The 20341-nt window shown below is 67.6% G+C and carries 21 protein-coding genes; 11 read left to right on the top strand and 10 right to left on the bottom strand.

All coding sequences use genetic code 11. The annotated features are described in order from the left end of the window. Positions 1-20: 20 nt before the first annotated feature. From A6A27_RS36425 to A6A27_RS36415, 3 genes are all read right to left on the bottom strand, one after another. Positions 21-665, bottom strand: coding sequence for a response regulator (locus A6A27_RS36425; RefSeq protein ID WP_073839220.1), 645 nt, complete (start codon positions 663-665; stop codon positions 21-23). After that, positions 617-1930, bottom strand: a complete 1314-nt coding sequence (locus A6A27_RS36420; RefSeq protein WP_073839219.1) for a sensor histidine kinase — start codon at positions 1928-1930, stop codon at positions 617-619. Before A6A27_RS36420 ends, A6A27_RS36425 begins: the two co-directional genes overlap by 49 nt. A 256-nt stretch (positions 1931-2186) precedes the next feature. Further along, on the bottom strand, positions 2187-2777 hold the full coding sequence (locus A6A27_RS36415) for a TetR/AcrR family transcriptional regulator (RefSeq protein WP_198940603.1): 591 nt from the start codon (positions 2775-2777) through the stop codon (positions 2187-2189). A 160-nt stretch (positions 2778-2937) separates the two neighbouring features. On the opposite strand from A6A27_RS36415, the gene A6A27_RS36410 reads away from it, so the two are divergent. Together A6A27_RS36410 and A6A27_RS36405 are read left to right on the top strand one after the other, a co-directional pair. After that, on the top strand, positions 2938-3840 hold the full coding sequence (locus A6A27_RS36410; RefSeq protein ID WP_073839217.1) for an NADP-dependent oxidoreductase: 903 nt from the start codon (positions 2938-2940) through the stop codon (positions 3838-3840). 328 nt (positions 3841-4168) lie between these two features. After that, positions 4169-4591 carry a VOC family protein gene (locus tag A6A27_RS36405; RefSeq protein ID WP_073839216.1) on the top strand — a complete coding sequence of 141 codons (423 nt, stop codon included), beginning with the start codon at positions 4169-4171 and terminating at the stop codon, positions 4589-4591. Positions 4592-4612: 21 nt separating this feature from the next. On the opposite strand, the gene A6A27_RS36400 is transcribed toward A6A27_RS36405, so the two are convergent. Next, on the bottom strand, positions 4613-5359 hold the full coding sequence (locus A6A27_RS36400) for a transposase (RefSeq protein WP_073839215.1): 747 nt from the start codon (positions 5357-5359) through the stop codon (positions 4613-4615). A gap of 197 nt (positions 5360-5556) precedes the next feature. Between A6A27_RS36400 and A6A27_RS36395 the strand changes: the two genes are divergently transcribed. The 3 genes from A6A27_RS36395 to A6A27_RS36385 all read left to right on the top strand — a co-directional run bounded on the left by A6A27_RS36395 (position 5557) and on the right by A6A27_RS36385 (position 9335). Then, positions 5557-6252, top strand: coding sequence for a suppressor of fused domain protein (locus tag A6A27_RS36395; RefSeq protein ID WP_073839214.1), 696 nt, complete (start codon positions 5557-5559; stop codon positions 6250-6252). Positions 6253-7029: 777 nt separating this feature from the next. Then, entirely contained in the window at positions 7030-8760 is a 1731-nt protein-coding gene (gene ltrA / locus A6A27_RS36390) for a group II intron reverse transcriptase/maturase (RefSeq protein ID WP_083673143.1), read from the top strand. A gap of 299 nt (positions 8761-9059) precedes the next feature. After that, the gene (locus A6A27_RS36385) at positions 9060-9335 is read left to right on the top strand and encodes a hypothetical protein (RefSeq protein ID WP_073839212.1); all 276 of its coding nucleotides are present in this window, start codon (positions 9060-9062) and stop codon (positions 9333-9335) included. Positions 9336-9729: 394 nt separating this feature from the next. Here the strand turns inward: A6A27_RS36385 and A6A27_RS43805 are convergent, their stop codons facing one another. The 4 genes from A6A27_RS43805 to A6A27_RS45395 form a co-directional block, all read right to left on the bottom strand. Then, a complete protein-coding gene (locus A6A27_RS43805) occupies positions 9730-10011 on the bottom strand; it encodes a hypothetical protein (RefSeq protein WP_143194357.1) in 282 nt (93 codons plus the stop codon). Further along, complete coding sequence (locus A6A27_RS43800; RefSeq protein ID WP_143194356.1) at positions 10008-10262, bottom strand: hypothetical protein; 255 nt, start codon at positions 10260-10262, stop codon at positions 10008-10010. Before A6A27_RS43800 ends, A6A27_RS43805 begins: the two co-directional genes overlap by 4 nt. 476 nt (positions 10263-10738) lie before the next feature. Next, positions 10739-11230, bottom strand: coding sequence for a hypothetical protein (locus A6A27_RS36380; RefSeq protein ID WP_143194355.1), 492 nt, complete (start codon positions 11228-11230; stop codon positions 10739-10741). Positions 11231-11304: 74 nt separating this feature from the next. Further along, positions 11305-11676, bottom strand: coding sequence for a hypothetical protein (locus tag A6A27_RS45395; protein ID WP_198940602.1), 372 nt, complete (start codon positions 11674-11676; stop codon positions 11305-11307). 327 nt (positions 11677-12003) lie between these two features. Between A6A27_RS45395 and A6A27_RS36370 the strand changes: the two genes are divergently transcribed. The 6 genes from A6A27_RS36370 to A6A27_RS36355 all read left to right on the top strand — a co-directional run bounded on the left by A6A27_RS36370 (position 12004) and on the right by A6A27_RS36355 (position 17832). After that, positions 12004-12357 (top strand): acyl-CoA dehydrogenase family protein, encoded by a 354-nt coding sequence (locus tag A6A27_RS36370; RefSeq protein WP_073839209.1) that lies wholly within the window; start codon positions 12004-12006, stop codon positions 12355-12357. Beyond that, positions 12354-12521, top strand: coding sequence for a hypothetical protein (locus tag A6A27_RS45390; protein ID WP_198940601.1), 168 nt, complete (start codon positions 12354-12356; stop codon positions 12519-12521). Before A6A27_RS36370 ends, A6A27_RS45390 begins: the two co-directional genes overlap by 4 nt. 298 nt (positions 12522-12819) lie before the next feature. Further along, complete coding sequence (locus A6A27_RS36360) at positions 12820-13428, top strand: alpha/beta fold hydrolase (protein ID WP_241825620.1); 609 nt, start codon at positions 12820-12822, stop codon at positions 13426-13428. A gap of 145 nt (positions 13429-13573) precedes the next feature. Beyond that, positions 13574-13954, top strand: coding sequence for a hypothetical protein (locus A6A27_RS43795; protein WP_143194354.1), 381 nt, complete (start codon positions 13574-13576; stop codon positions 13952-13954). A 625-nt stretch (positions 13955-14579) separates the two neighbouring features. Next, a complete protein-coding gene (locus A6A27_RS43790; protein WP_143194353.1) occupies positions 14580-14960 on the top strand; it encodes a hypothetical protein in 381 nt (126 codons plus the stop codon). Between the two features lie 748 nt (positions 14961-15708). Then, the gene (locus tag A6A27_RS36355; protein ID WP_073839207.1) at positions 15709-17832 is read left to right on the top strand and encodes an MMPL family transporter; all 2124 of its coding nucleotides are present in this window, start codon (positions 15709-15711) and stop codon (positions 17830-17832) included. A gap of 361 nt (positions 17833-18193) precedes the next feature. Here the strand turns inward: A6A27_RS36355 and A6A27_RS36350 are convergent, their stop codons facing one another. Continuing rightward, the gene (locus A6A27_RS36350; protein ID WP_143194352.1) at positions 18194-18730 is read right to left on the bottom strand and encodes a hypothetical protein; all 537 of its coding nucleotides are present in this window, start codon (positions 18728-18730) and stop codon (positions 18194-18196) included. Positions 18731-18764: 34 nt separating this feature from the next. Further along, on the bottom strand, positions 18765-20261 hold the full coding sequence (locus A6A27_RS36345) for a helix-turn-helix domain-containing protein (protein WP_073839205.1): 1497 nt from the start codon (positions 20259-20261) through the stop codon (positions 18765-18767). Positions 20262-20341: the final 80 nt, after the last annotated feature.

Raw genomic sequence — 20341 nt, 5'->3', positions numbered from 1 at the left:
CCCTCAGCGGCCCGACAAACTCAGCCGTTCAGGTACGCGAGCACCGCCAACACCCGCCGGTTGTCGTCCTCCGACGGCGGCATCCCCAGCTTGCTGAAGATGTTGTTGATGTGCTTGCTCACCGCCTTCTCCGTCACGAACAGCCGCCCCGCGATCGCCGCGTTAGACCGCCCCTCCGCCATCAGCCCCAACACCTCCCGCTCCCGCGCCGTCAGGTCCCCCAACCGCTGCGCCCCGCTGTTGCGCGCCAGCAGCTGAGACACCACCTCCGGATCCATCACCATCCCGCCGCCGGCCACCCGCTGCACCGCGTCGATGAACTGGCCGACGTTCGACACCCGGTCCTTGAGCAGATAGCCCACTCCCCCAGCCCGATCGGCAAGCAGCTCCCGCGCGTACAGCTGCTCGACATGCTGGGACAACACCAGGACCGGCAGCCCGGGCAACTGCGCCCGGGCGGCGAGCGCCGCCTGCAGGCCTTCGTCGGTGAAGGTGGGCGGCAGGCGTACGTCGAGGACGGCGACGTCAGGGCGGTGCCGGGTGAGCGCCGGCAGCACGGACGGCCCGTCGGCGACGGCCTCGACGACCTTGTAGCCGTAGGCGTCGAGGATCCGGGTCAGCCCGTCCCGGAGGAGGGCGAGGTCCTCCGCGATGACAACTCGCACGGCAGCTCCATGGTCACGACGGTGGGTCCGCCGCGCGGACTCGTCACGGTCATCGTGCCATCGAAGGCTGCCAGCCGGCGGCGTACCCCCGCCAGGCCGGTCCCCGCGTCCACGGTGGCGCCGCCGCGACCGTCGTCACCCACCACCATGGTCAGCAAGCCGTTCTCCAAGAAAAGACGAATCCACGCACGGCCCGCGCCGCTGTGCTTGGTGACGTTGGTGAGCGCCTCGGCGACCGCAAAATACGCCGCGGATTCGACCGCCGCGGGTGGGCTGCCGGGCAGTCGCACGTCGAGGTCGACGGGCAGCGGTACGGCCATGGCGAGGGCCTGCACCGCTCCGTCGAGGCCCCGCTCGGCGAGCACGGGCGGGTAGATCCCGCGGACGAGGTCGCGTAGCTCGGCGAGGGCGTGGCCGCTGCTTTCCTGCGCTTCGCTGAGCAGTCGTTGCGCCGCCGCCGGGTCGTCGGCGAGGAGTTGTTCGGCCAGGCCGATGCTCATCCGCAGGGCGACCAGCCGGGCCTGGGCCCCGTCGTGCAGGTCGCGTTCGATGCGGCGTAGCTCGGCGGCCTGGGTGTCGATGGTGTCGGCGCGGGTGGCGGCGAGGTGTCGGACCCGCAGGGCCAGTTCCTGCGCCCGGGTGGGGGCGAGGAAGAAGCCGGCGAAGCGGAAGTGCAGCCACATCAGCCATCGTGCGGCGGCCAGCCCGCCGGCGAGGAGCAGCCAGCCCTGCGGCGCGGCCAGCCACGCCTTGAAGATGTTGTCCATCGGCCAGAACACGCCGTAGCCGTACCAGTCGATGGTCAGGTAGAGCACCAGCGGCACGAACAGGACGCCCTCGAGGCCGTACCCGGGCAGCACGAACGCCAGCAGGCACACGCCGCCGGTGATCGCGCCGGGGATCAGCCAGGCGAGGTCCCGCCAGGTCGCCGGGTCCGCCACCACCCACCGGAATCGCCGCCAGGTGCCGAGTTGAGCGCCGGCAGGCACCGGCCCGTACGGTGACGCGATCGGCACCCCTGTCCACCGGCTCAGCCGCCGTTGCAGCGTCAGCGACGCCCGCACCAGCACGGTCACCGCCGGGAACAGCGCGAACCCGATGCCGAGCGCGGGGATGAGCGCGAGGGAGACCACCGACAGCACGAACAGCGCCACGTTGGTGGTCAGGCTGAGCAGGGCCACGGCCAGGCCCTGCACGGCGGCGACCGCGCCGGGCCGGATCTGCCGCCAGACGACCGCGCGTACGGAGCTGTCCACGGCACCCATTCTCCGCCCACCCGGTCGCCGGAATCGGTGGTGCTACCACCACCTGCTGCCTGGGCCGCGTCCCGGACCACCGATCAACAGTCGTACGCGGCACACTACCGATCCCGAGCCCGGCCCCTCGGAAGTCAGCCGGAACGGTTTCCTCGCCGGACACCACCAGGGCTGAACCCTCTGGCGGCCGCTCGACGAGGGGACCCCACGCGACGGACAGCGTCGGCTGTCACCTGGTCCCCCCATCGCCACAGTGGCTGATCGGCTACAGCCTCGGCGTCTGGTCGATGGTGGTGAGCCACTGGGTGACGCTGGTGTCGATGAACTCGTCGGTTACTTCGGCGCGGTGGAAGAAGTGGCGGACGAAGAGCGGTCCGTAGAGCAGGGCGAGCTGCTCGGCGGTGATCTGCAGGCCGGACGGTTCCAGGAGCTCGTTGATGGCGGCGAGGCGGTCTTCGACGATGCGCATCAGGGTCTGTGCGCTGTCAAGGTCGTGGTCGGCCTCGGCGGCCATGCCGAGGGCGGCGGTGCGGGTGGCGGGGACGCTGATGCCGGCGCGAACGCTGACCAGCCAGGCGGTGGCGACGGCGCGCACGTCGGTTCCGGGTTCGGGGTAGCCGACGTCGGGGCCTTGCATGGTGACGTCGAAGAGCATGGCGGCCCGGTTGGGCCAGTGCCGGTAGATGGTCTGGCGGGTGACCCCGGCCCGTTCGGCCAGGAGCGCGATGGTCAGCCCGGTGAGTCCGACTTCGGGCAGCAGTTCGCGGGCGACGGCCACGATGCGGGCGCGGGTGCGCTGGACGCGCGGGTTGTCCGGATTCGGCTGGCGGCGGTGGACAGGCGGGTGGCTATGCACGCAACCCATCCTACTGTGGAATCACACATGCAGTGTGATGGAGATCGCCAGGCATTCACTCAGCGTTTCATACGCAGCGTATGGTAAACCGTAAGAGAAATCGCACACCCTGGATGAATCCTGGCGTGTGCACCACACTCTCTCTCCTCTGGAGTTCTCGATGTCCACCGCAATCACCTTCTCCCGCTACGGCGACCCGGACGTGCTCACCCTGACCGAAATCGACGCCCCCGAGCCGGGGCCGGGGCAGGTCCGGATCAAGGTCCGGGCGGCCGCCGTCAACCCGGTCGACCTGGTGATCCGCTCCGGGGCGATGGCCGACATCATGCCGGTCGAGTTTCCTCACATACCGGGCCGGGACGTGGCCGGCGTCGTGGACCAGGTGGGCGAGGGCGCCACCGCCAAGGTCGGGGACGAGGTCTTCGGCATTGTCCCCTTCGGCGGATACAGCCAGTACGCGCTGCTGGACCGGCCGGTGGCCAAGCCGGCCGAGGTCTCCTTCGCCACCGCCGCCGCCCTGGTGACCGTGGGCGAGATCGCCTATCGCAGCCTGCACCACCTGGGTGCCGAGAAGGGCGAGACCCTGCTGATCCACGGCGCGGGGGGCTCCGTCGGCGCCATCGCAGTCCAGCTCGCCGTCGCCCGGGGCATCACTGTGGTCGCCACCGCCAACGAACACGACTTCCAGCGGCTCACCAGGCTCGGCGCCACCGCCGTCGCCTACGGCGAAGGCTGGCTGGAGCGGGTGAAGGCCGTCGCCTCACAGGGCGTGGACCATGTCTTCGACGCCTCCGGTGCAGGAGTGCTGGCGGACTCCATCGCCCTGACCGGCGATGCGGCCCGCGTGATCACCATCGTCGACACAACCGCCGCCCAGCACGGGGTTCGTTTCATCACCACCGACCCGGCCGTCCCGCAGGCCCTGCCCGAACTGGCCGGTATGACCGCCGCCGGCACGCTCGACCTCCCCATCGGGGCCACCTACCCGCTGGCCGAGGCCGCCCGCGCCCACGCTGACATCGAGGCCCGCCTCGTCCGGGGCAAGACCATCCTCCTGCCCTGACAGGGCAGCTACAGATAGCCTTGCCCCTGCCCATCGCGGCCGGTCAGCGCCGCGATAGCGGTGGCTACAGGCGTGGAGACGACCGCAGCCACCATGACCTCGTGTGACGTGACATCAGGACGAGACGGCCGCATCGACGACGGCAGACCACCGTGCCTGCCACGCATCGCCGCGGCGCCCGACAAACCCGTCCGCGGCCGGGTTCGAACGAGCAACACCCAACCGACCTCATTGAACGCGGAATGCCGGTCCGCACCACCGGCACACCATCGCGCACGTTCCGCGATTTCATCCGTAAGAACACCTCAGCGCAGAAAGAGACTTTGAAATGATCGATCATGTCTACATTTCAGTCACGGACATCCATAAGTCGCTGGCCTTCTACCGCGAGGCACTGAAGCCCCTAGGATGGCGCGAATTCGGGAACTACGACGCTGCGTCTGGCCCTGACAACGTCCCTGACCTATTCGGTCTCGGCGACAACACATACGTCTCCGGCACCGGAGTCGGATCGAGCATCTGGCTGCGCCGGCGCAAGCCCGGCGAGACAGGCCTGTACCTCGGCATCGTATGCGACACCAACGAAGCCGTTGACGCCGCCTACGCCGCCGCGATCAACGCCGGTGGCATCGACGAAGGCAGGCCAGCAGACCGAAAATACTTCGCCCCCGGCTACTACGCCGCCAACGTCGCCGACTTCGATGGCAACCGCCTGGAGTTCGTACATAAAGCCTGGAACCCTGCACGCTAGTACGGCACCCTAAATTCGTGATCATTGACTGATGTCGACGATGGTTCGGCGTTCGTAGTGGTACTGGACCTTGCTGGTTAATTGATTGGTTCTGGTGCGGTCGAGGGGTACGTCGATGAACCAGGCATCCAGGCCGATGAAGTTCAGTGCCACCGCGCTGACGACCTGTTCGAGATAGGTCTTGTTCACGCCGCGGTAGCGAGTGTCGGTGACCGCGACGGCTTGGCGGATCGTGCCTTCGACTCCGGCGCGGAGCCGGCATGTCTGCTGAAACCCGGCGGTGTTCTGCCGGGCGCGGGCCTGGGTGAGTGCCTCGTGCACACGGCGGGGGCGAATGGTCAACTGCCGGCCGCCACGGCGAGCCGTGGTGCACTGCGGCTTGACCGGGCAGGCCCGGCAGCTGTCGGTGTCCAACCTGACCACGACCGTCTGCACGCCCCGTTGCCGGGCGAGGCTCCACGCGGTGCTGGTCTTGGTCTTGCCCCGCGGGCAGGTCACCGTGCAAGTGTCGAAGTCGACATCGAAAGCGGCGGTCAGCCGCCGGATCCGGGAGCCCCAGCCCAGCGCGGTGGACTCCCACTCCTGCCAGCCGGCCCGCTCCGACCACCACCTGCGCAGCGCGAGGCCGGCAGCCGGTCCGTGGTCCCGGACCGCGAGCCACACCTCGCCGATCGCCGCCGCGTGCGCCACGTGCAGCCCGGACGGACGCTGCCGGCCCGGCGCAGCCGCGGTCCCGGCGACCAAGCGGACCCCGGCGACCGCAGCCACCAGTGCCGCGGCGCGGACCCGGACTTTCGCCCGGGACGGACCGCGTCGACCAGGCCTGCGGCCCGCAGCCGGTCCAGGCGGTGCAGGACCGTGCGGACCGGCGCACCGGTGGCCCCCAAACAGGCGGCTCATCCGCTTCTGCCGATGAGCGTGCCCCGGTCGCGCCCCCGTTGGACCCTTGCCTAGGCTGCGTCGCTATGGACGAGTCGCGCGGGTCAGGAGTCCTCCGTCATCAGTCGCTGCACGACGGGTTCGTACCGGCGCAAGGGCCGCAGCAGGCCTTCGCCGACGCTATCGACCGACACATCGAGGAACACTTCGGGCCCGTCGAGTTCGTCTACCACGAGATCGCCTCGCACCTGGTCGGTGTGCATGTCTATGTCGTGGCCCCGACCGAGGAACGCCCGTACCGGACGCTGATCACTTCTGGAATGAGTGAGCTGCCGATGACGGTCCCGGAGGGCCACGACATCAGCCCGTACGCCGAACTGATGCTCAGCCTGCCGGCAGATTGGCCGCTGACAGAGGTAGCCGGGCTCGGCGACGAAACCGGGTGGCCGCTGCGGATCCTCAAGCAGGTAGCTCGGCTGCCGCACGAGTACGGAACCTGGATCGGCGAATGGCATTCCGTGCCGAACGGCGATCCCGCGCAGCCGTACGCTACGGACACCCCGTTCGCCGGAGTCGTCGTCACGCCGATGCTGCGGGTGCCGCCAGAGGCCCGGACGATCGACGTGGGCGGCGGCATCCGAATCGCGTTGCTCGCGCTGATCCCTCTGCACCCAGAGGAGATAGCGGTCAAGGTCGAACGCGGTACCGACGCACTCATCGAAGTCCTCGACCGTGGCCACGTCACCGAGTTGCTGGACCCGCGCCGGCCCTCGTACGCCTGACAGCTCGATCGGACGCGCTGACCAAGGTCACGTGCGCGCTTCTGCCGCTGAGCGTTGCGACACGAGGTCGCACGTGTTGAGTGAGCACGTCGATTGGAGGTTCGGGTAGATGCCCGAGACGTAGCTCCTGGTCAGTGTCCAGGACCGGTCCCCGCCCTTGGCGTGCGTGGCCAGTAATGGCCGGGTGCGAAGCCCAGGGGAAAGCCCAAGGGCGCTCGTTCCGACCGGGTGCCACAGGTGAGGGGAAGGCCGGAAGGGTGAACGTGAGTGAACCCTCGTCTGATGCCTCGTTACGGCAACTTCCCAGGTCGGATCGTTCTACTGGGATGAACAGGAGGCCGGCCGTGCAAGTCGGCGGGCGGCGGCTCGGGACGCTTTCGGGCCGTGTGGACACCGTCGCCTCCGGGGTACAGAGGGCACCCGACCCGGTCGTAGCTCATGCGTGTGGAACGTGGAAACCCCGTCAGGTCCATCGTGGTGGCCGGTGTGACCCGGCTGGCGGTGGTAGGCCGACCGCGAGGGAGGCGGAACTCCGTGGCGGGAACAGGACGCCCAAGAAGCGAATGCCGGTGGCCGAAAGGCGACAGGAAAGCGGGAGCGTCATGGCTGGTCCTCCAACCAGCCGTTCTCGCATAACTGACCGGATACCGGGCCCGAGTGCCCGGCCGCGAAAGCGGGCTGACGTGTGGCGGGTGAGCCTTTGACGACGAAGCACCGGACCCACCCGAACCGAGGGACAAGTTAGACGCGATGACAGCTTTTGCTTTCGATGTTGCGATGGCGGCTGCCGGAGCGAACGGACCCGAGGACGTGATCCCCGATTGGGACGCCATCGATTGGCGGCGCCATGAGGAGCACGTACGGCGGCTACGGGGCAGGATCTTCAAGGCGGTGAAGGCCGGGGACCTGGCCAAGGTCAGGAACCTGCAGAAGATGATGTTGGGAAGCTGGTCGAACACGCTGGTCAGCGTGCGGCAGGTCACCCAACGCAATGCTGGCCGCGCGACGGCGGGGGTGGACGGGCAGGTCGTGCTGACCTCCCCGGCCCGGATGGACCTGGCTGTGCAGGTGCACCGCACAGCACGGTCGTTCCAACCCTTGCCGGTGCGGCGGGTGTACATCCCGAAGGCCAACGGCAAGCAACGCCCACTCGGCATCCCGGCAATTGCCGACCGTGTCCACCAGGCGCGGTGCCGCAACGCCTTGGAGCCGGAGTGGGAGGCCCGGTTCGAACCACGCTCGTATGGGTTCCGGCCGGGTCGCAGTTGCCAGGACGCGATCGCGGTCCTGCACGTGATGGGGTGCGGCAAACGACCCCGCCGGGCATGGGTGCTCGACGCGGACCTGACCGCGGCGTTCGACCGCATCGACCACGCCCACCTCCTCACCGCGATCGGATCGTTCCCCGGCAGGGGCATGATCCGCAGCTGGTTGAAGGCCGGCGTGTTCGAAGCGGGCAAGGGCTTCGCACCGACCGACGAGGGCACCCCTCAAGGCGGTGTGATCTCACCGTTGCTACTGAACATCGCGTTGCACGGGCTGGAGGAAGCGGCCGGCGTCCGCTACGAGGCGAGCGATCCGGCTCGCACGAAGCGAGGCTGCCCGGCCCTGGTCCGGTACGCCGACGACATGGTCGCGCTCTGCCACACCCAGGCCGAGGCCGAGCAGGTCAAGGCGAGGCTGGCCGCGTGGCTGGCACCCCGAGGGCTGTCGTTCAACGAGGCCAAGACGCGCATCGTCAGCCTCGAAGACGGCTTCGACTTCCTCGGGTTCACCATCCGCCACCAACACGGCAAGCTGCTGACCAGGCCGAGCAAGGCCGCCATCAAGCGGGTCAAACATCGCCTCGCCGTCGAGATGCGCGCACTTCGCGGCGCGAACGCGGCGGCCGTCCTCGCGAAGATCAACCCGATCGTGCGGGGATGGGCGAACTACTACCGGGGAGCGGCATCGTCGAGGACCTTCGCGGACCTCGACCAACACCTGTGGCAGCTGACCTACAAGTGGGCCTGCTTCAGTCATGCCAACAAGCCGAAGTCCTGGATCATCTCCAGGTACTACGGCCGGTTCAACCCCGCCAGCCAGGACCGGTGGGTCTTCGGCGACCGCGACAGCGGCGCCTGGATGCACCGCCCCGGCTGGACCAAGATCGTCCGACACAGCCTGGTCATCGGCGCGGCGTCCCCGGACGACCCCGCCCTGACCGACTACTGGGCCAACCGGCGCAGCAAGAACAAGCCCCTGCTCGACCGCAGCGCGCTCTACCTGCTCACCAAGCAGCACGGCTGCTGCACGATCTGCGGAAGCCTGCTCCTGCACGCCGACCGCGAGCCACACAGCCCCACCGAATGGGAACAGTGGCACCGCACCACCCGCAAGGCGATCACCAAGCAGCACCTGACCGCCGAGGGCAACCCCAGCACATCGGACGACGCCCGCCTGGTGCACTCGTCCTGCCAGCGCCAACAAACCGGCGCCCGCAGGCAACCAGCACTCCTCTACGCCTGAACCGCCCAACGGGGCTTGCTTGAGCCGTATGCCGCGACGAGTGGCACGTACGGATCTGAGGGGGCCCCGGCGCAGCAATGCGTCGGGGCTACCCGGCGCACGCGGCTCGTCGAGGCCCCATGACGATGCGTGAGCAACCGCGGGTCGCTGGGCGCCTGGATGTAGCGGATGACCGGGCTCTCAGGGGTGAAGAACCACTCTGGAACCGGCTACGCTGACCGCTTCCGGGCGTGAGAAGAACTCAGGAGCGACCAGGCCGATCGCGCACATCGTCGAGCGGGCAGAGGGACATACGCGAAGTGCACGACTTCCAGGACGGCGTCGCAATCGTTACCGGGATCGGCTGGGTAGCCTTCTTGTTTGCCCTAACCATTCTCGGCAAGACCAACCCGGGAAACATGCGAGTCAGGGCTTGGGTGCTCAACGGCTGGGCGGTCTACCAACTGTTCTACGCCGTTGTGATCTGGCAGGCGGATGACGGCGGGGCGGTCTGGGGATTGGCATTCGTTGCGCTCGCCGCTTGGCTGCGACACCGGGCGCGCCGCTGGAACCAAGCGTCCCAGGAGGGTGACTAGTGGCGGGATGCCGGCGGTCCGTGCGCGATATACTAAACGGAAAGAGCCGTAGAAATCGGCACAGCCATCCACCCAGAACGACCCTACCGCTGCTCTAGCGGAGAGGTCGGAGACGGCTGTCTCGCTCAGATGACAGTCGGGTTAGCGGCATCCTCATTTGCCGCGATGCGCGCGACGGTGGGGCGCCAGCTCGATTACTTTCAGTAATCACAGTCTCGGCCCGACTCGGATACCGACACGTAGTAGGCGATTGCCGGGTCGACGGCAACAGGTACCGGACGCGCTGGGATCTATCCCTGAACGCCGCTACGGACCTGTGCACGTTCAGCGGGTCTGTCGCTGATCTTGTGACGGCTGTGTGAGTGGCCCAGCGACCTCGATTGCCCTGCTAGGTTCAGCAGTGCACGTCCTGCCCGTCGAGCGACCACTCGATGTAGAGCGTGAGCTCACCATTGGTGCCTGGGCCTGGTGTATAGAGCCCATTGCTTATGGATAGAACCACCCGTCTCCCGTTTGTTACCCGCTCGGCGCACAACATCTCTTCGCCCTCTGGCGCGGGTGCGGTCCCTGGCGTGTGCACGGTCCGCCCATGTCCCGCCGCCAGCAAGGCGCGGTAATGGTCGATAACCGAATCAATCGGGCCAGGGGGCAGGCCGATATCGACCTGCATGATCACCGACGAGTCGCTTCCATCCCCGCACGGCCCTCCATAGATGCTGCGATGGTGGTGCGGGGGGCAAGAGAAGTAAGTATCGGTTCTCGTTCCAGCTGCTCGGCCAACCGGTAGTCGTTGTCTGTGCACTCGGCTTCGTCCGCGCTGCTGGCCGACGGTTTCAACTCCCGAGCAGCCAGTCCGACACCCAGCGCCAGCACACCGACCAGCACCGCTCCGAGGACGGCGAGGCGAAAAAGACCCTTCTGCGGCACCCGCAGAGGGTATGACAAGGACAGGGATGAAGGCGTCGTGGTGGTGGAACCACACCTCGTCGCTGCACCGGCCGTCGAGCATGGGGAACCACCGGTAGTCGCCTGTGCTGACAGGGGCTACCGCGGCGAACGACCGGTCCCGAAACTCCGCCTAGCTGATGGAGACGATGTCGTCGAGGTGATACCTGGGCCTGTTGTGGGTAAGGGCAACGGGTCGAGGAATCCAAATGTCGATGTAACCGATCCACAAACCCCAGCCCTCACCGCCAACCCGCGCCACCGGCATCCACCCCGAGCCAACCCAAACACAAAGCATCACAGGGTGAACACCGACACGCTCCGCGGCCTGTGAGAGCCGAAGACGTTTTATACAGACCAATCTATGATCACCGACGATAAAAAATCAAATCGGTCAGCCTCGGGGGTGAGACTCTCCGGGCACCCGACCGATTCCTTGAGCTTCGGTCCAGGTGGGTTCAGAAGAAGGCCACCCGGTCCTCGCACAAGGCCGCATCCTTGATCGGCGCTGGCCATACGAGCGGGGCGAAGGAGTCGGGTGCCCCGGCGCCGATGCTGGCTCCGCAGCCGTCCGTGAATAGAGCATCGCTCGGCACCGCCCGGAAGGTCGTCGTCGGACCGGTCTCCGGTGGCGAACCAGTCGAGAAAGTGCCAGCGGAGAGTCGCTTGACGGGATCCGTGACCCTGCACCAGATATGCAGCAGCCAGCCGTGCCACGGCGCACCGACCTCATCGTTGCAGACTCGGCGCCAGCCGTCGACCTCGTCGTGGGTCACCCGCACACCGAGCACGTCCGCCCAGGCTTCGACATCGGCAACCGCGTTGTCGTCGAAGCGCAGCCGTACCGTGCCGGACGCCGGCGAGATCTCGATGGCCAAGGGAGGCCGCCGGAAGTGGCTGTCGTCGGTCACCACCGCTGCGATCAGCCTCAGCAGGAACGACTGCTCCACGCTGGTCTTTGGTAGCTGCCGCACATCGAGTGGTTCCGCGTCGAGTCGAGACACACTCCGATCACCTGTCTGCATCACGCGTGAGCCCGCCGAGCTGATGCCTCCGGCGTCGGCGGGCGGTCCTTCGGGGGCGTCGCTCCGGCCCGGCTCGCCGGCCGAGATCGACGGGCGGCAGGATCTCGGTTGCTCGGCCACAGGGTCCAGCGCTCGACCGCGGGGTAGGCGGCCCGCACCATAGCGGTCGCCCAGCGCATCCGCACGGTCGCCTCGACCGGGTGCTCACCGTACTCCTGCGCCACCAGCGCTGCGCAGCCGGCGGCCCCGAGGCGACCGACACACTGCAGGACCTCGCTGCGGACCTGCCTCGATGACGGGCAGTCCGACGGTTGGAGGTACGACACGAACAGCGCCTCGGCCCGCACACTCGTGATAATCGACGCCTTCAACTCCGCTCTCCTTCGGCTGGTCCTAGTGCCCGACCTGATGCCGGGAACGTCGCCATTCACCACTACGACGCGTGCCAGCATGGCGATGCTCACACCGGACTGTGGTTTCGCAGCCATCGATCGGATTTGGTACGGACAGAACCAGCGGGTCACTCTCCCCGTTATATACGGCGGCTCTGGCACCAGCCGTCCATGATCGACCCCTCCCCGGGTTCTGGATTCCGTAGGCAGCCGACCTGCCAGACCGGCAACAGGGGCAGGCGCGCGAGCCGCGTTCCCGTCGAGGAAAGCACGCCCACCCGGGACCGGCACGATGAGTGGGACCCCGTGCTGTTCACCGCCCTCGCCAAGCACAGCGTGCCGGCCATCGCGCTCCCGGCCGCGCACGGCGGCGGCGGGGCCACACCGTTGGAAGCCGTCGCTCTGCCGGAGGGCTTCGGCGAGGGTGCGACCAACCGCGCCGTGCAGGTGCTCGGCTCGCGCGGCCTCACGCCCGGCAACACCGTGGAGCGTCTGCATCGCGACGCGCCCATGAACGTCATCGGCGGCTTCGCATCCAACCGTCTACGCGAGCTGGTCGCCCAACAGATCGGCCTACCGCCGACGTATCAGCCGTTCGACCGGCTCGACGGAACCGGTCTCGACCTCGATCCGCACGGCCTGAGGGGAGCGAACAAATGACCTACACCATCGCGCTGCCGCCCGGCGACGGCGTGGCGTCGAGGTCGTCGGGTAGGCCCGGCGGCCCACCGCTACCCGAACCGATCACCGAACCGGACCAGCTCACCCAGCTACGCATCCGCCGACGCGATCGCCTCGGCGGCCTCCTGCACGACGCCGCTTGACCAGCCCGGACGTAATTTCCGGCAGGTACCCGGATGCACCGCGCATTCGCGCGAGGTGAACGGGTGGGCCGTGCTGCTCAGGACGCGTCCCCGGCATCCGGCCACAGTGCACCGTCACTGGCCAGGGAGCGCCACCGAGACCAGGGTTTGCAGACCAGGGTGTTCGACGGGTGCGACGAGCCTGCTCCGAGCGCGACATTGATGCCCGTAGCGGCGCGGGGCGGTGACAGGAGGCGACTCGCACGAACTCACTTGTCCCGCGCCGTGGCTGAGATGGTTTCCATCACAGGAGCATGCTTTGACCAAAGCCGAACCCACTGAAGCGACGCCCGGTCCAAGTCGGCGTGCCCTGCTCGGCGCAGCGGCCGCAGCGGTCGGCACGGCTGCCCTCGTGCCGCTGGACGCGCTCGCCGCCCGCCCTGCGCACGCCAGCGGCGACCACCAGTCGCAAACCTCGACGGGTCCCGGCTCGGTCTCCGGGGATCTGCGGCTCCCGGCCGGGTTCGGCACCATCTTCACCAGCCGGTTCATCTACGCCAACGGATTGCGTCAGCACGCGGTCATCGGCGGCGGCGGGCCTCCGTTGCTGCTGGTGCACGGCTGGCCGGAGAACTGGTACGCCTGGCGTTTCCTGATGCCGGCGCTGGCCCGGGACTTCACGGTCATCGCAGTGGACCAGCGCGGTATTATCGGTGGAATCCTCTCCGGGAGTGCTTTGGCGGTTATTGCTTCCGCCGCTTTCGCCGTTGCGGACGAGGCGGCGATGAGCCCCCATAGGACATGGCAGACGCAGGAGTCACCGAAGCTCCGTGCTCATCGAGGACTTGAGAGATTCATCGATCACAACCGGAGCTTCGTCCATCTCGGACACGGCCCCGCTGGCCAGCACAAACACAAGTCTAACTGACCTTGCAACAGCCCTGATCCCTTGGCAGAGCGTCGGGCGGTGGGCCGAGATCAAATAAGCAGGGTCACCTCATTTAAGGATCGCCGGTCATTTTCTCGACTTGGCAATAAAAGTAATGGCATACGCTGCTAGAGAGGAAAATGGAATGAGAAAGAAATGGATCGCCAAAAAAGCGGCTTTCATTGCGACGGCGGCCGCCTTCATGGTTGCGCTTTTTTCGGCACCCGCATCCGCCGCTGCATACGATGTCTATTACTATGAAACTCATGCCCAGGCAGATAATAGCCCGGGCAACGGAGCCGCAAGCTGGGTCTGGGTATACAACGGTGGCGGCTTCGGTGTAGTTGCAGGTAGCGTCGACTACCAACTCAGGGACGGCAGCTCTGGCTCATTGGTAGTCTATGGTAGTGCCGCATCGAGGAGTTTGAATTCCGACGTCAGGCAAATCCGGGCTTGCCAAGAATGGGTCAACTACAATACCGGACTTTTCTACTGGACTTGCTCAGGTTGGAGCGCCGTGTCGTAGTCGCCCAATGTGACCAAAGCGGACGATTACGCCATGGGCGCTTTGGGGAGTACGCGGGGATGCGGCCAGCAGTCGGAAAGCGACAGCGCGGCCGCATCCCCAGGGCCTCCGCTGGGGCGACGGAGACACCGCGTACCTGATCGACGAGAAGCGGAGCGTCGACCGGGACAACCGCCTCGTGAGCGCCGTGACAGATGGCTCTGTAGACAGCTTTGTTGACAGGAGTCGCTAATGAAGCCACACATCGCTCGGCGGGGAGTTATCGGTGGAATCCTCTCCGGGAGTGCTTTGGCGGTTATTGCTTCCGCCGCTCCCGCCGTTGCGAACGAGGCGGCGACGAGCCCCCATAGGACATGGCAGACACAGGAATCACCGAAGCTCCGTGCTCATCGAGGACTTGAGAGATTCATCGATCACAACCGGAGCTTCGTCCATCTCGGACACGGCCCCACTGGTCAGCACAAACACAAGATCAACTGACCTTGCAACAGCCCTGACCCCTCGACCGAGCGTCGAGCGGTGGGCCGAGATCAAATAAGCAGGGTCACCTCATTTAAGGATCGCCGGTCATTTTCTCGACTTGGCAACAAAAGTGATGGCATATGCTGCTTGAGAGGAGAATGGAATGAGAAAGAAATGGATCGCCAAAAAAGCCGCTTTCATTGCGACGGCGACCGCCTTCATGGTTGTGCTTTTTTCGGCACCCGCATCCGCCGCTGCATACGATGCCTATTACTATAACACCCACGCCCAAGCAGATAATAGCCCGGGCAACGGAGCCGCAAGCTGGGTCTGGGTATGGAACGGTGGCGGCTCCGGTGTAGCTGGAGGTAGCGTCGACTACCAACTCATGGACGGCAGCTCTGGCTCATTGGAAGTCTCCGGTGGTTACTCCGCATCGAGGAGTTTGAATTCCGACGTCACGCAATTTCGAGCTTGCCAAGGATGGGCCCGCTCCGCCTATTATACTCAGTGGCTTTGCTCAGATTGGTACACCGTGCCGTAGTCGCCCAAAGTGACCAAAGCGAACGATTACGCCATGGGCGCTTTGGGGAGTACGCGGGATGCGGCCAGCAGCCGGGAAGCGACATGCTGACTCCCAACACGGGAGAAAGCTGGTGGTAGTGCCGAGGGTCCCACGTCTGCGACCTGGACCCTCAGCATGGACCGGGTTACCCGGTAGATGACCGTTGTTCAGAAGTTCCATTAGCTACGCTGCGGCACCCCGCCCTGATCACCGTGCCGGCGAACAGAATCACCTCGTGCGCGGCTGCGGCCAGCGTCGTAAGGCGCTGGTAAAGCGCCCTGGAAAGGCACGGGCACGGCAAAGTCGGTCGTCTACTCGTTCTTGCTGGTCAGCAGCCCGAGATACTTCAAGACTCGGCGAAAGCCCAAGCGTCACCGCGTGCACACCCAGACGCTTCACAGCCCGTGAGAGCCGAAGAAATTCCACACGATCAATCTATGATCACTGACGATTCCTAATCAAGTTGGTGAGCCTCCTATCCCCGATTCGAGATAGTCACGCCAGGTCCGGCTCCGCAGGTTGCGCGTTGGATCGAAATCGCCGGCCGTTGCTCTCCCGGGTACGGAGCAGGACGCCCTTGAGGCCATACGCCGGCAGCGCGAAGGCCAGCAGGCATGCGCCGCCGTTTTCCGCCCAACCTGCCACCGGAATCGGTGGTGCTACCACCACCGGCGTTCGGGACCTGGCACTCCTGCCTGCGACCGTCACCGGCCGCAGGATCGACGCTATGACCACGACCAGGCAAAAGGTAGCCGGCCTGCCGTCCGGCCGGCGCAGCAAGTACGTGATGCTCGTCTTCTGGCTCGTCCTCGTCGCGGCGGCCGGGCCGCTGGCGCTGAAGCTGACCGAGGTGCGGAACAACGACGCCCTCGGCGCGCTGCCGGCCACCGCCGAGGCCAACCGGGCCGTGCAGCGGGCGGAGCAGGCGTTCCCGGATTCGCAGAAGCCCCTGGCCGTCGCCGTCTACGTCCGCGAGGCCGGGTTCACCGCCGCCGACCGGGTCAAAGTCGACGCCGACCGCGCGGCGTTCTCCCGATACGCCGACGGCGGTCAGGTGTCCCCGCCGGTGCCCAGCTACGACGGGAAGGCGCTGCTGCTCTCCTTCCCCGTCGCCGGAGACGCGGACCAGCGGGCCGACGCGGTCGCTGGAGTCAAGGACCGCCTGGGCACTGACGTACCCGATGGGTTGCGGACGGCGTTGACCGGCCCGGCGGGCGGTGAGGACGACGTGTTCGACGCGTTCGCCGGCATGGACACCACGCTGCTGCTGGCCACCGCCGCCACCGTCGCATTGCTGCTGCTCATCACCTACCGCAGCCCGGTGCTGTGGTTGATCCCGCTGATCACGGTAGCGCTGGCCAACCAGCTCGCCAGCGCGATGGTGTACCTGCTGGCCAAACATGCCGGGCTGGCCGTGGACTTCCAGAGCCAGAGCATCCTGACCGTGCTGGTCTTCGGCGTCGGCGTGGACTACGCCCTACTGCTCATCGCCCGCTACCGGGAGGAACTGCGCCGGCACGCCGACCGGCACGCGGCGATGGGCGTCGCGCTGCGCCGGTCGATCGGCGCGATCGGCGCGTCGGCGGCGACGGTGGCGATCGGTCTGCTGTGCCTGCTCGCCGCGCAGCTGCCGTCCACCCGCGGGCTCGGGCCGGTCGGCGCGGTCGGAATCGTCGCGGCGCTGCTGGCCATGACCACGCTGCTGCCGGCCGTGCTGGTCATCTTCGGGCGGTGGCTGTTCTGGCCCTTCGTGCCCCGCTACTCGCCCAACGCGGTCGGGATCGACGTGGCAGCCCAGCACGGAGTCTGGCGGCGGATCGCCGGGTTCGTCGGCCGACGGCCCCGCGCGGTATGGCTCGGCACAGCGGCGGCGCTGGTCGCGCTGAGCTTCGGCATGGTCAACCTGAGCATCGGCATGCCGCACGACGAGTCGTTCACCAAGGAGGTCGGTTCGGTCACCGGCCAGCGGATGATCGAGGCGCACTACCCGAAGGGATCCGTCGCCCCGGCGGAGATCCTGGCCGCCGCCGGCCCGGCCGAGCAGGTGGTGGCCGCCGCCCGTACCGTGCCCGGGGTGGCCGAGGTCGGCGAGCCGGAACGCTCGCCGGACGGCCGCTGGGTACACATCGCCGCGATCCTGGCCGACACGCCGGACAGCGACGCGGCCCTCGACACCGTCGACCGGCTCCGCGCCGCGGTGCACGCCGTGCCGGGTGCGCAGGCCCTCGTCGGCGGGGACACCGCGTACCTGATCGACGAGAAGCGGACCGTCGACCGGGACAACCGCCTGGTCGCACCGCTGGTGCTGGCGGTCGTCCTCGTCATCCTGGTGCTGCTGTTGCGGGCGCTGGTCGCGCCGCTGCTGTTGCTGGCCAGCGTGGTCCTGTCCTACGTCGCCGCGCTGGGCGCCGCCGGGCTGATCCTCCACGCGACCGGCTACCCAAACCTGTTCGTCGGGATCCCGCTGCAGACATTCCTGTTCCTCGTCGCCCTCGGCGTGGACTACACCATCTTCCTCAGCACCCGGGCCCGGGAGGAAACAGCGCAGCTCGGGCACCGGCAGGGGGTCCTGCACGCGCTGACCGTGACCGGCGGGGTGATCACCAGCGCGGGTGTCGTGCTGGCCGCCACGTTCGGTGCGCTGAGCGTGCTGCCGCTGGTGCCGTCCGTCCAGACGGCCGTAATCATCGGCGTCGGGGTGCTGCTCGACACGTTCCTGGTCCGCAGCCTGCTCGTCCCGGCCCTCGCCCTGCACGTCGGCCGCCGTACCTGGTGGCCGAGCGCCCTGGCCCGGCCGGCGGACCGGCCGGCCGCGGCCCCGCCGGTCGGGCGGGTACCGGCGGCATTGTAAGCAGCAGGCACGTGCACGGGGCCGGCCGTACCGCGGAGGTACGGCCGGCCCGACACGAACCCTGCGCCGCCCGGCGGGCGCGGCTGTCTAGTCCGATCTTGCGGCCTGCCGCGTCGTAGCCGACCAGCGTCCGGCGGCAAGCACACCAGCACTGGGCCGACGTGCGGTTCACGGCCGCGCGGCGCCGTAGTCGAGTACCGGTCGGCCGCACGCGCGCCTGTCTCGGCCCGAACCATGGCTGGATCGAGTGGTGCCGGGCCGTCGGCGACCTCACTGGCCGGATCGTGGGGAACAGCGGCTGGCGATCGGGAAGGGCGTGCCGCCGGCCGTTCCAACGGCCGGCGGCACGCCCTGATGACGGTCAGTTACCGGAGAAGGGAAACAGATAATCCTTGTATATGACAGAATCGCTGACCCGGTAGCCGCCGTAAACGGTTTTAGTGCTGTCCTCGGTCCAGTCAAAGTTGCACTCGGCCCAGGTGTCGTATCCATGGGGGTTGCGACAATACCGGTGCCTGATATCGCCCGTGCTGGAGGTGACTATCCCAACCGCCGAGTGCGTGTCGGCCTGACCGTCCCTGACGTAGACTTTGTCACCGTAGTACAGGATGCAGACCTCCGTGTGGTGCCTGTCCGCGCTCGCCTTCCCGCATTTATCGCTTGGCACAAATTTGACCTCGACGCCGGTCTGGCAACTCACATCCGCGCGGGCGCATTCGCTGTACCAATCCGCTGCGGCCATGGCCGGCGCCGGCGCGGCGAGCACCACCATCGCCGCGGTCACGAGAGCGAGGGCACCGCCAACCGCGCGCCGAGATCGCGCGAGCCCGTCCCGAACCGTCGTCATGTGTCTCAAGGAGTCCATCCTCTCTGGATCTGGTGCGATCTTCATCCGCACAGAGAGCACGCTACGAGGCGGCATCCTGCCGGAGCTACCGTGCACGGTGCTCAGATTCCTCTGCGGGTTGTGCACGGTGCCCACTCGTGGCGCGGAGGGCGTGGACGAGGTCGTTGATGCCCGACCCGGTCGTCAACAGGTCGCGGTTGAGTAAGCGCTCGGCGACGCGCAGGCGTGCCCGGACGGTGTTACGGCTCAGGCCCAGCTGCGCGGCGGTCTGCTGGCCGTCGGTGTTGGCCTCGATCCAGGACCGCACGGTGCGGTGCAGGTCACGATGCTCCGCGTCGCGCAGGGGCCGGAGGAAAGTTTCCGCCCACGTCGTCGCGGGCCGGGTGCCGAACAGTTCGCTCAGGCTCGGCGCGGCCTGCTGGGTGTCTCCCGGGCCGAGCTGGACGCTGCTCTGGAGACTGCTGAGCGACAGCGCCAGGTCGAGCGTGGCGCGGGCCTGGACGTCACTGAGGTCGAGCCCCAGCGCCTCCTCCGCCCTCCGGCAGTGCGCGGCGACGGTGTTACGGCCAATGTTCAGCAGGCGTGCCACAGCGGAACGCGGGAACGTCAGGGCCAGCCGCGTGATGTCCAGGGTGAGCTTCGGAACGGCGTGCAGCGGCGCCACATATGCGCGGGCCCAGACGACCGCCGCCTGGCGGGGCAGCAGGTGCACCAGCGAGGGCTGCCCGCGGTAGGCCGCCACGCGCTCCGGGGAGTTACGCGCGACGGCCAGGGCGTGCAGGGCCTCGCCATAGGCCGCGGCCGTGGCGTCAAGCGGGTGCAGCCTGCTGGCCCCAAGCGCGTACGACGAGTTCTCCCTGACCAGGCGCCGCAGCACCGAATCCAGATCGAGGTGCCCGCCGGCACCGGAGTTCTCGGCGATCGGGCAGATCAGATGCTCCCTGAATGACGGGCAGTGCACCATCAGGCCCGGGCCGTGGTAACCGGAGGTGTCCTGGTAGGCGCGGGCGAGCCGGTCACGGTCGGCGGGAGGGCAGTGCAGCAGGTACACCCGCACCCGCTCGTCACCCAGCAGCGGGGGCACGTCACTGGCGGTCATCCGCCTGGCGAGGGCTACATCCCCCGCCATCAACGCGCTCAGCACGGCGAACCGCAACTGCCGCGCTTTCTCCTCGTACCCGCGCAAGCTGTCGTCGGCGGCCAGTGCCCGCCCCAGAAGCTCCACCAGCCCCCCGGCCCGCGACGCCAGCGCGGCCGCCTCACGCGACAACTCCACGGCGCTGACCGTGACCAGGACCGGACGCGGCACCCGCTCCCCGAATGCCTCGAGATGCACCTGCGCCCCGCCGACCTGCGCCGTGACCGCGGCCAACCGCCCCACGGCCAAGCGCCGCAACTGCTCATCGAGCGCGTCGAGGATCTTCCGGCGGAACCCGGCCGTCGCCGCCTCGACCGTGGACGTGCCACCGACCCAGGCAACCTCTGCCCCGATCCGCCGCCCCAGCCAGTGCAGGACCTCCCCCAGCGACCCCTGCCGCCGCACCACCCGCAAGAGCTCATCAAGCTCCTCGACCCACCCCAAAGCTCATCAAGCTCCTCGACCCACCCCAAAGACATCCCAAGAGCTTAAATGTCAAGCAGCGGCCTCGTTGAGGTGATGCG

Source organism: Micromonospora sp. CB01531 (assembly GCF_001905095.1).
Lineage (GTDB): Bacteria > Actinomycetota > Actinomycetes > Mycobacteriales > Micromonosporaceae > Micromonospora.
The sequence above is the reverse complement of the archived record's forward strand: the minus strand, read 5'-3'. Positions and strand labels throughout refer to the sequence as shown.

Excerpts from the sequence above, each read along its gene's own strand:
- A6A27_RS36420 (WP_073839219.1), bottom strand. The coding sequence starts at position 1,930 with ATGGGTGCCGTGGACAGCTCCGTACGCGCGGTCGTCTGGCGGCAGATC.
- A6A27_RS36410 (WP_073839217.1), top strand. The coding sequence starts at position 2,938 with ATGTCCACCGCAATCACCTTCTCCCGCTACGGCGACCCGGACGTGCTC.
- A6A27_RS36405 (WP_073839216.1), top strand. The coding sequence starts at position 4,169 with ATGATCGATCATGTCTACATTTCAGTCACGGACATCCATAAGTCGCTG.
- A6A27_RS36395 (WP_073839214.1), top strand. The coding sequence starts at position 5,557 with ATGGACGAGTCGCGCGGGTCAGGAGTCCTCCGTCATCAGTCGCTGCAC.
- ltrA (WP_083673143.1), top strand. The coding sequence starts at position 7,030 with ATGGCGGCTGCCGGAGCGAACGGACCCGAGGACGTGATCCCCGATTGG.
- A6A27_RS45390 (WP_198940601.1), top strand. The coding sequence starts at position 12,354 with ATGACCTACACCATCGCGCTGCCGCCCGGCGACGGCGTGGCGTCGAGG.
- A6A27_RS43795 (WP_143194354.1), top strand. The coding sequence starts at position 13,574 with ATGAGAAAGAAATGGATCGCCAAAAAAGCGGCTTTCATTGCGACGGCG.
- A6A27_RS43790 (WP_143194353.1), top strand. The coding sequence starts at position 14,580 with ATGAGAAAGAAATGGATCGCCAAAAAAGCCGCTTTCATTGCGACGGCG.
- A6A27_RS36355 (WP_073839207.1), top strand. The coding sequence starts at position 15,709 with ATGACCACGACCAGGCAAAAGGTAGCCGGCCTGCCGTCCGGCCGGCGC.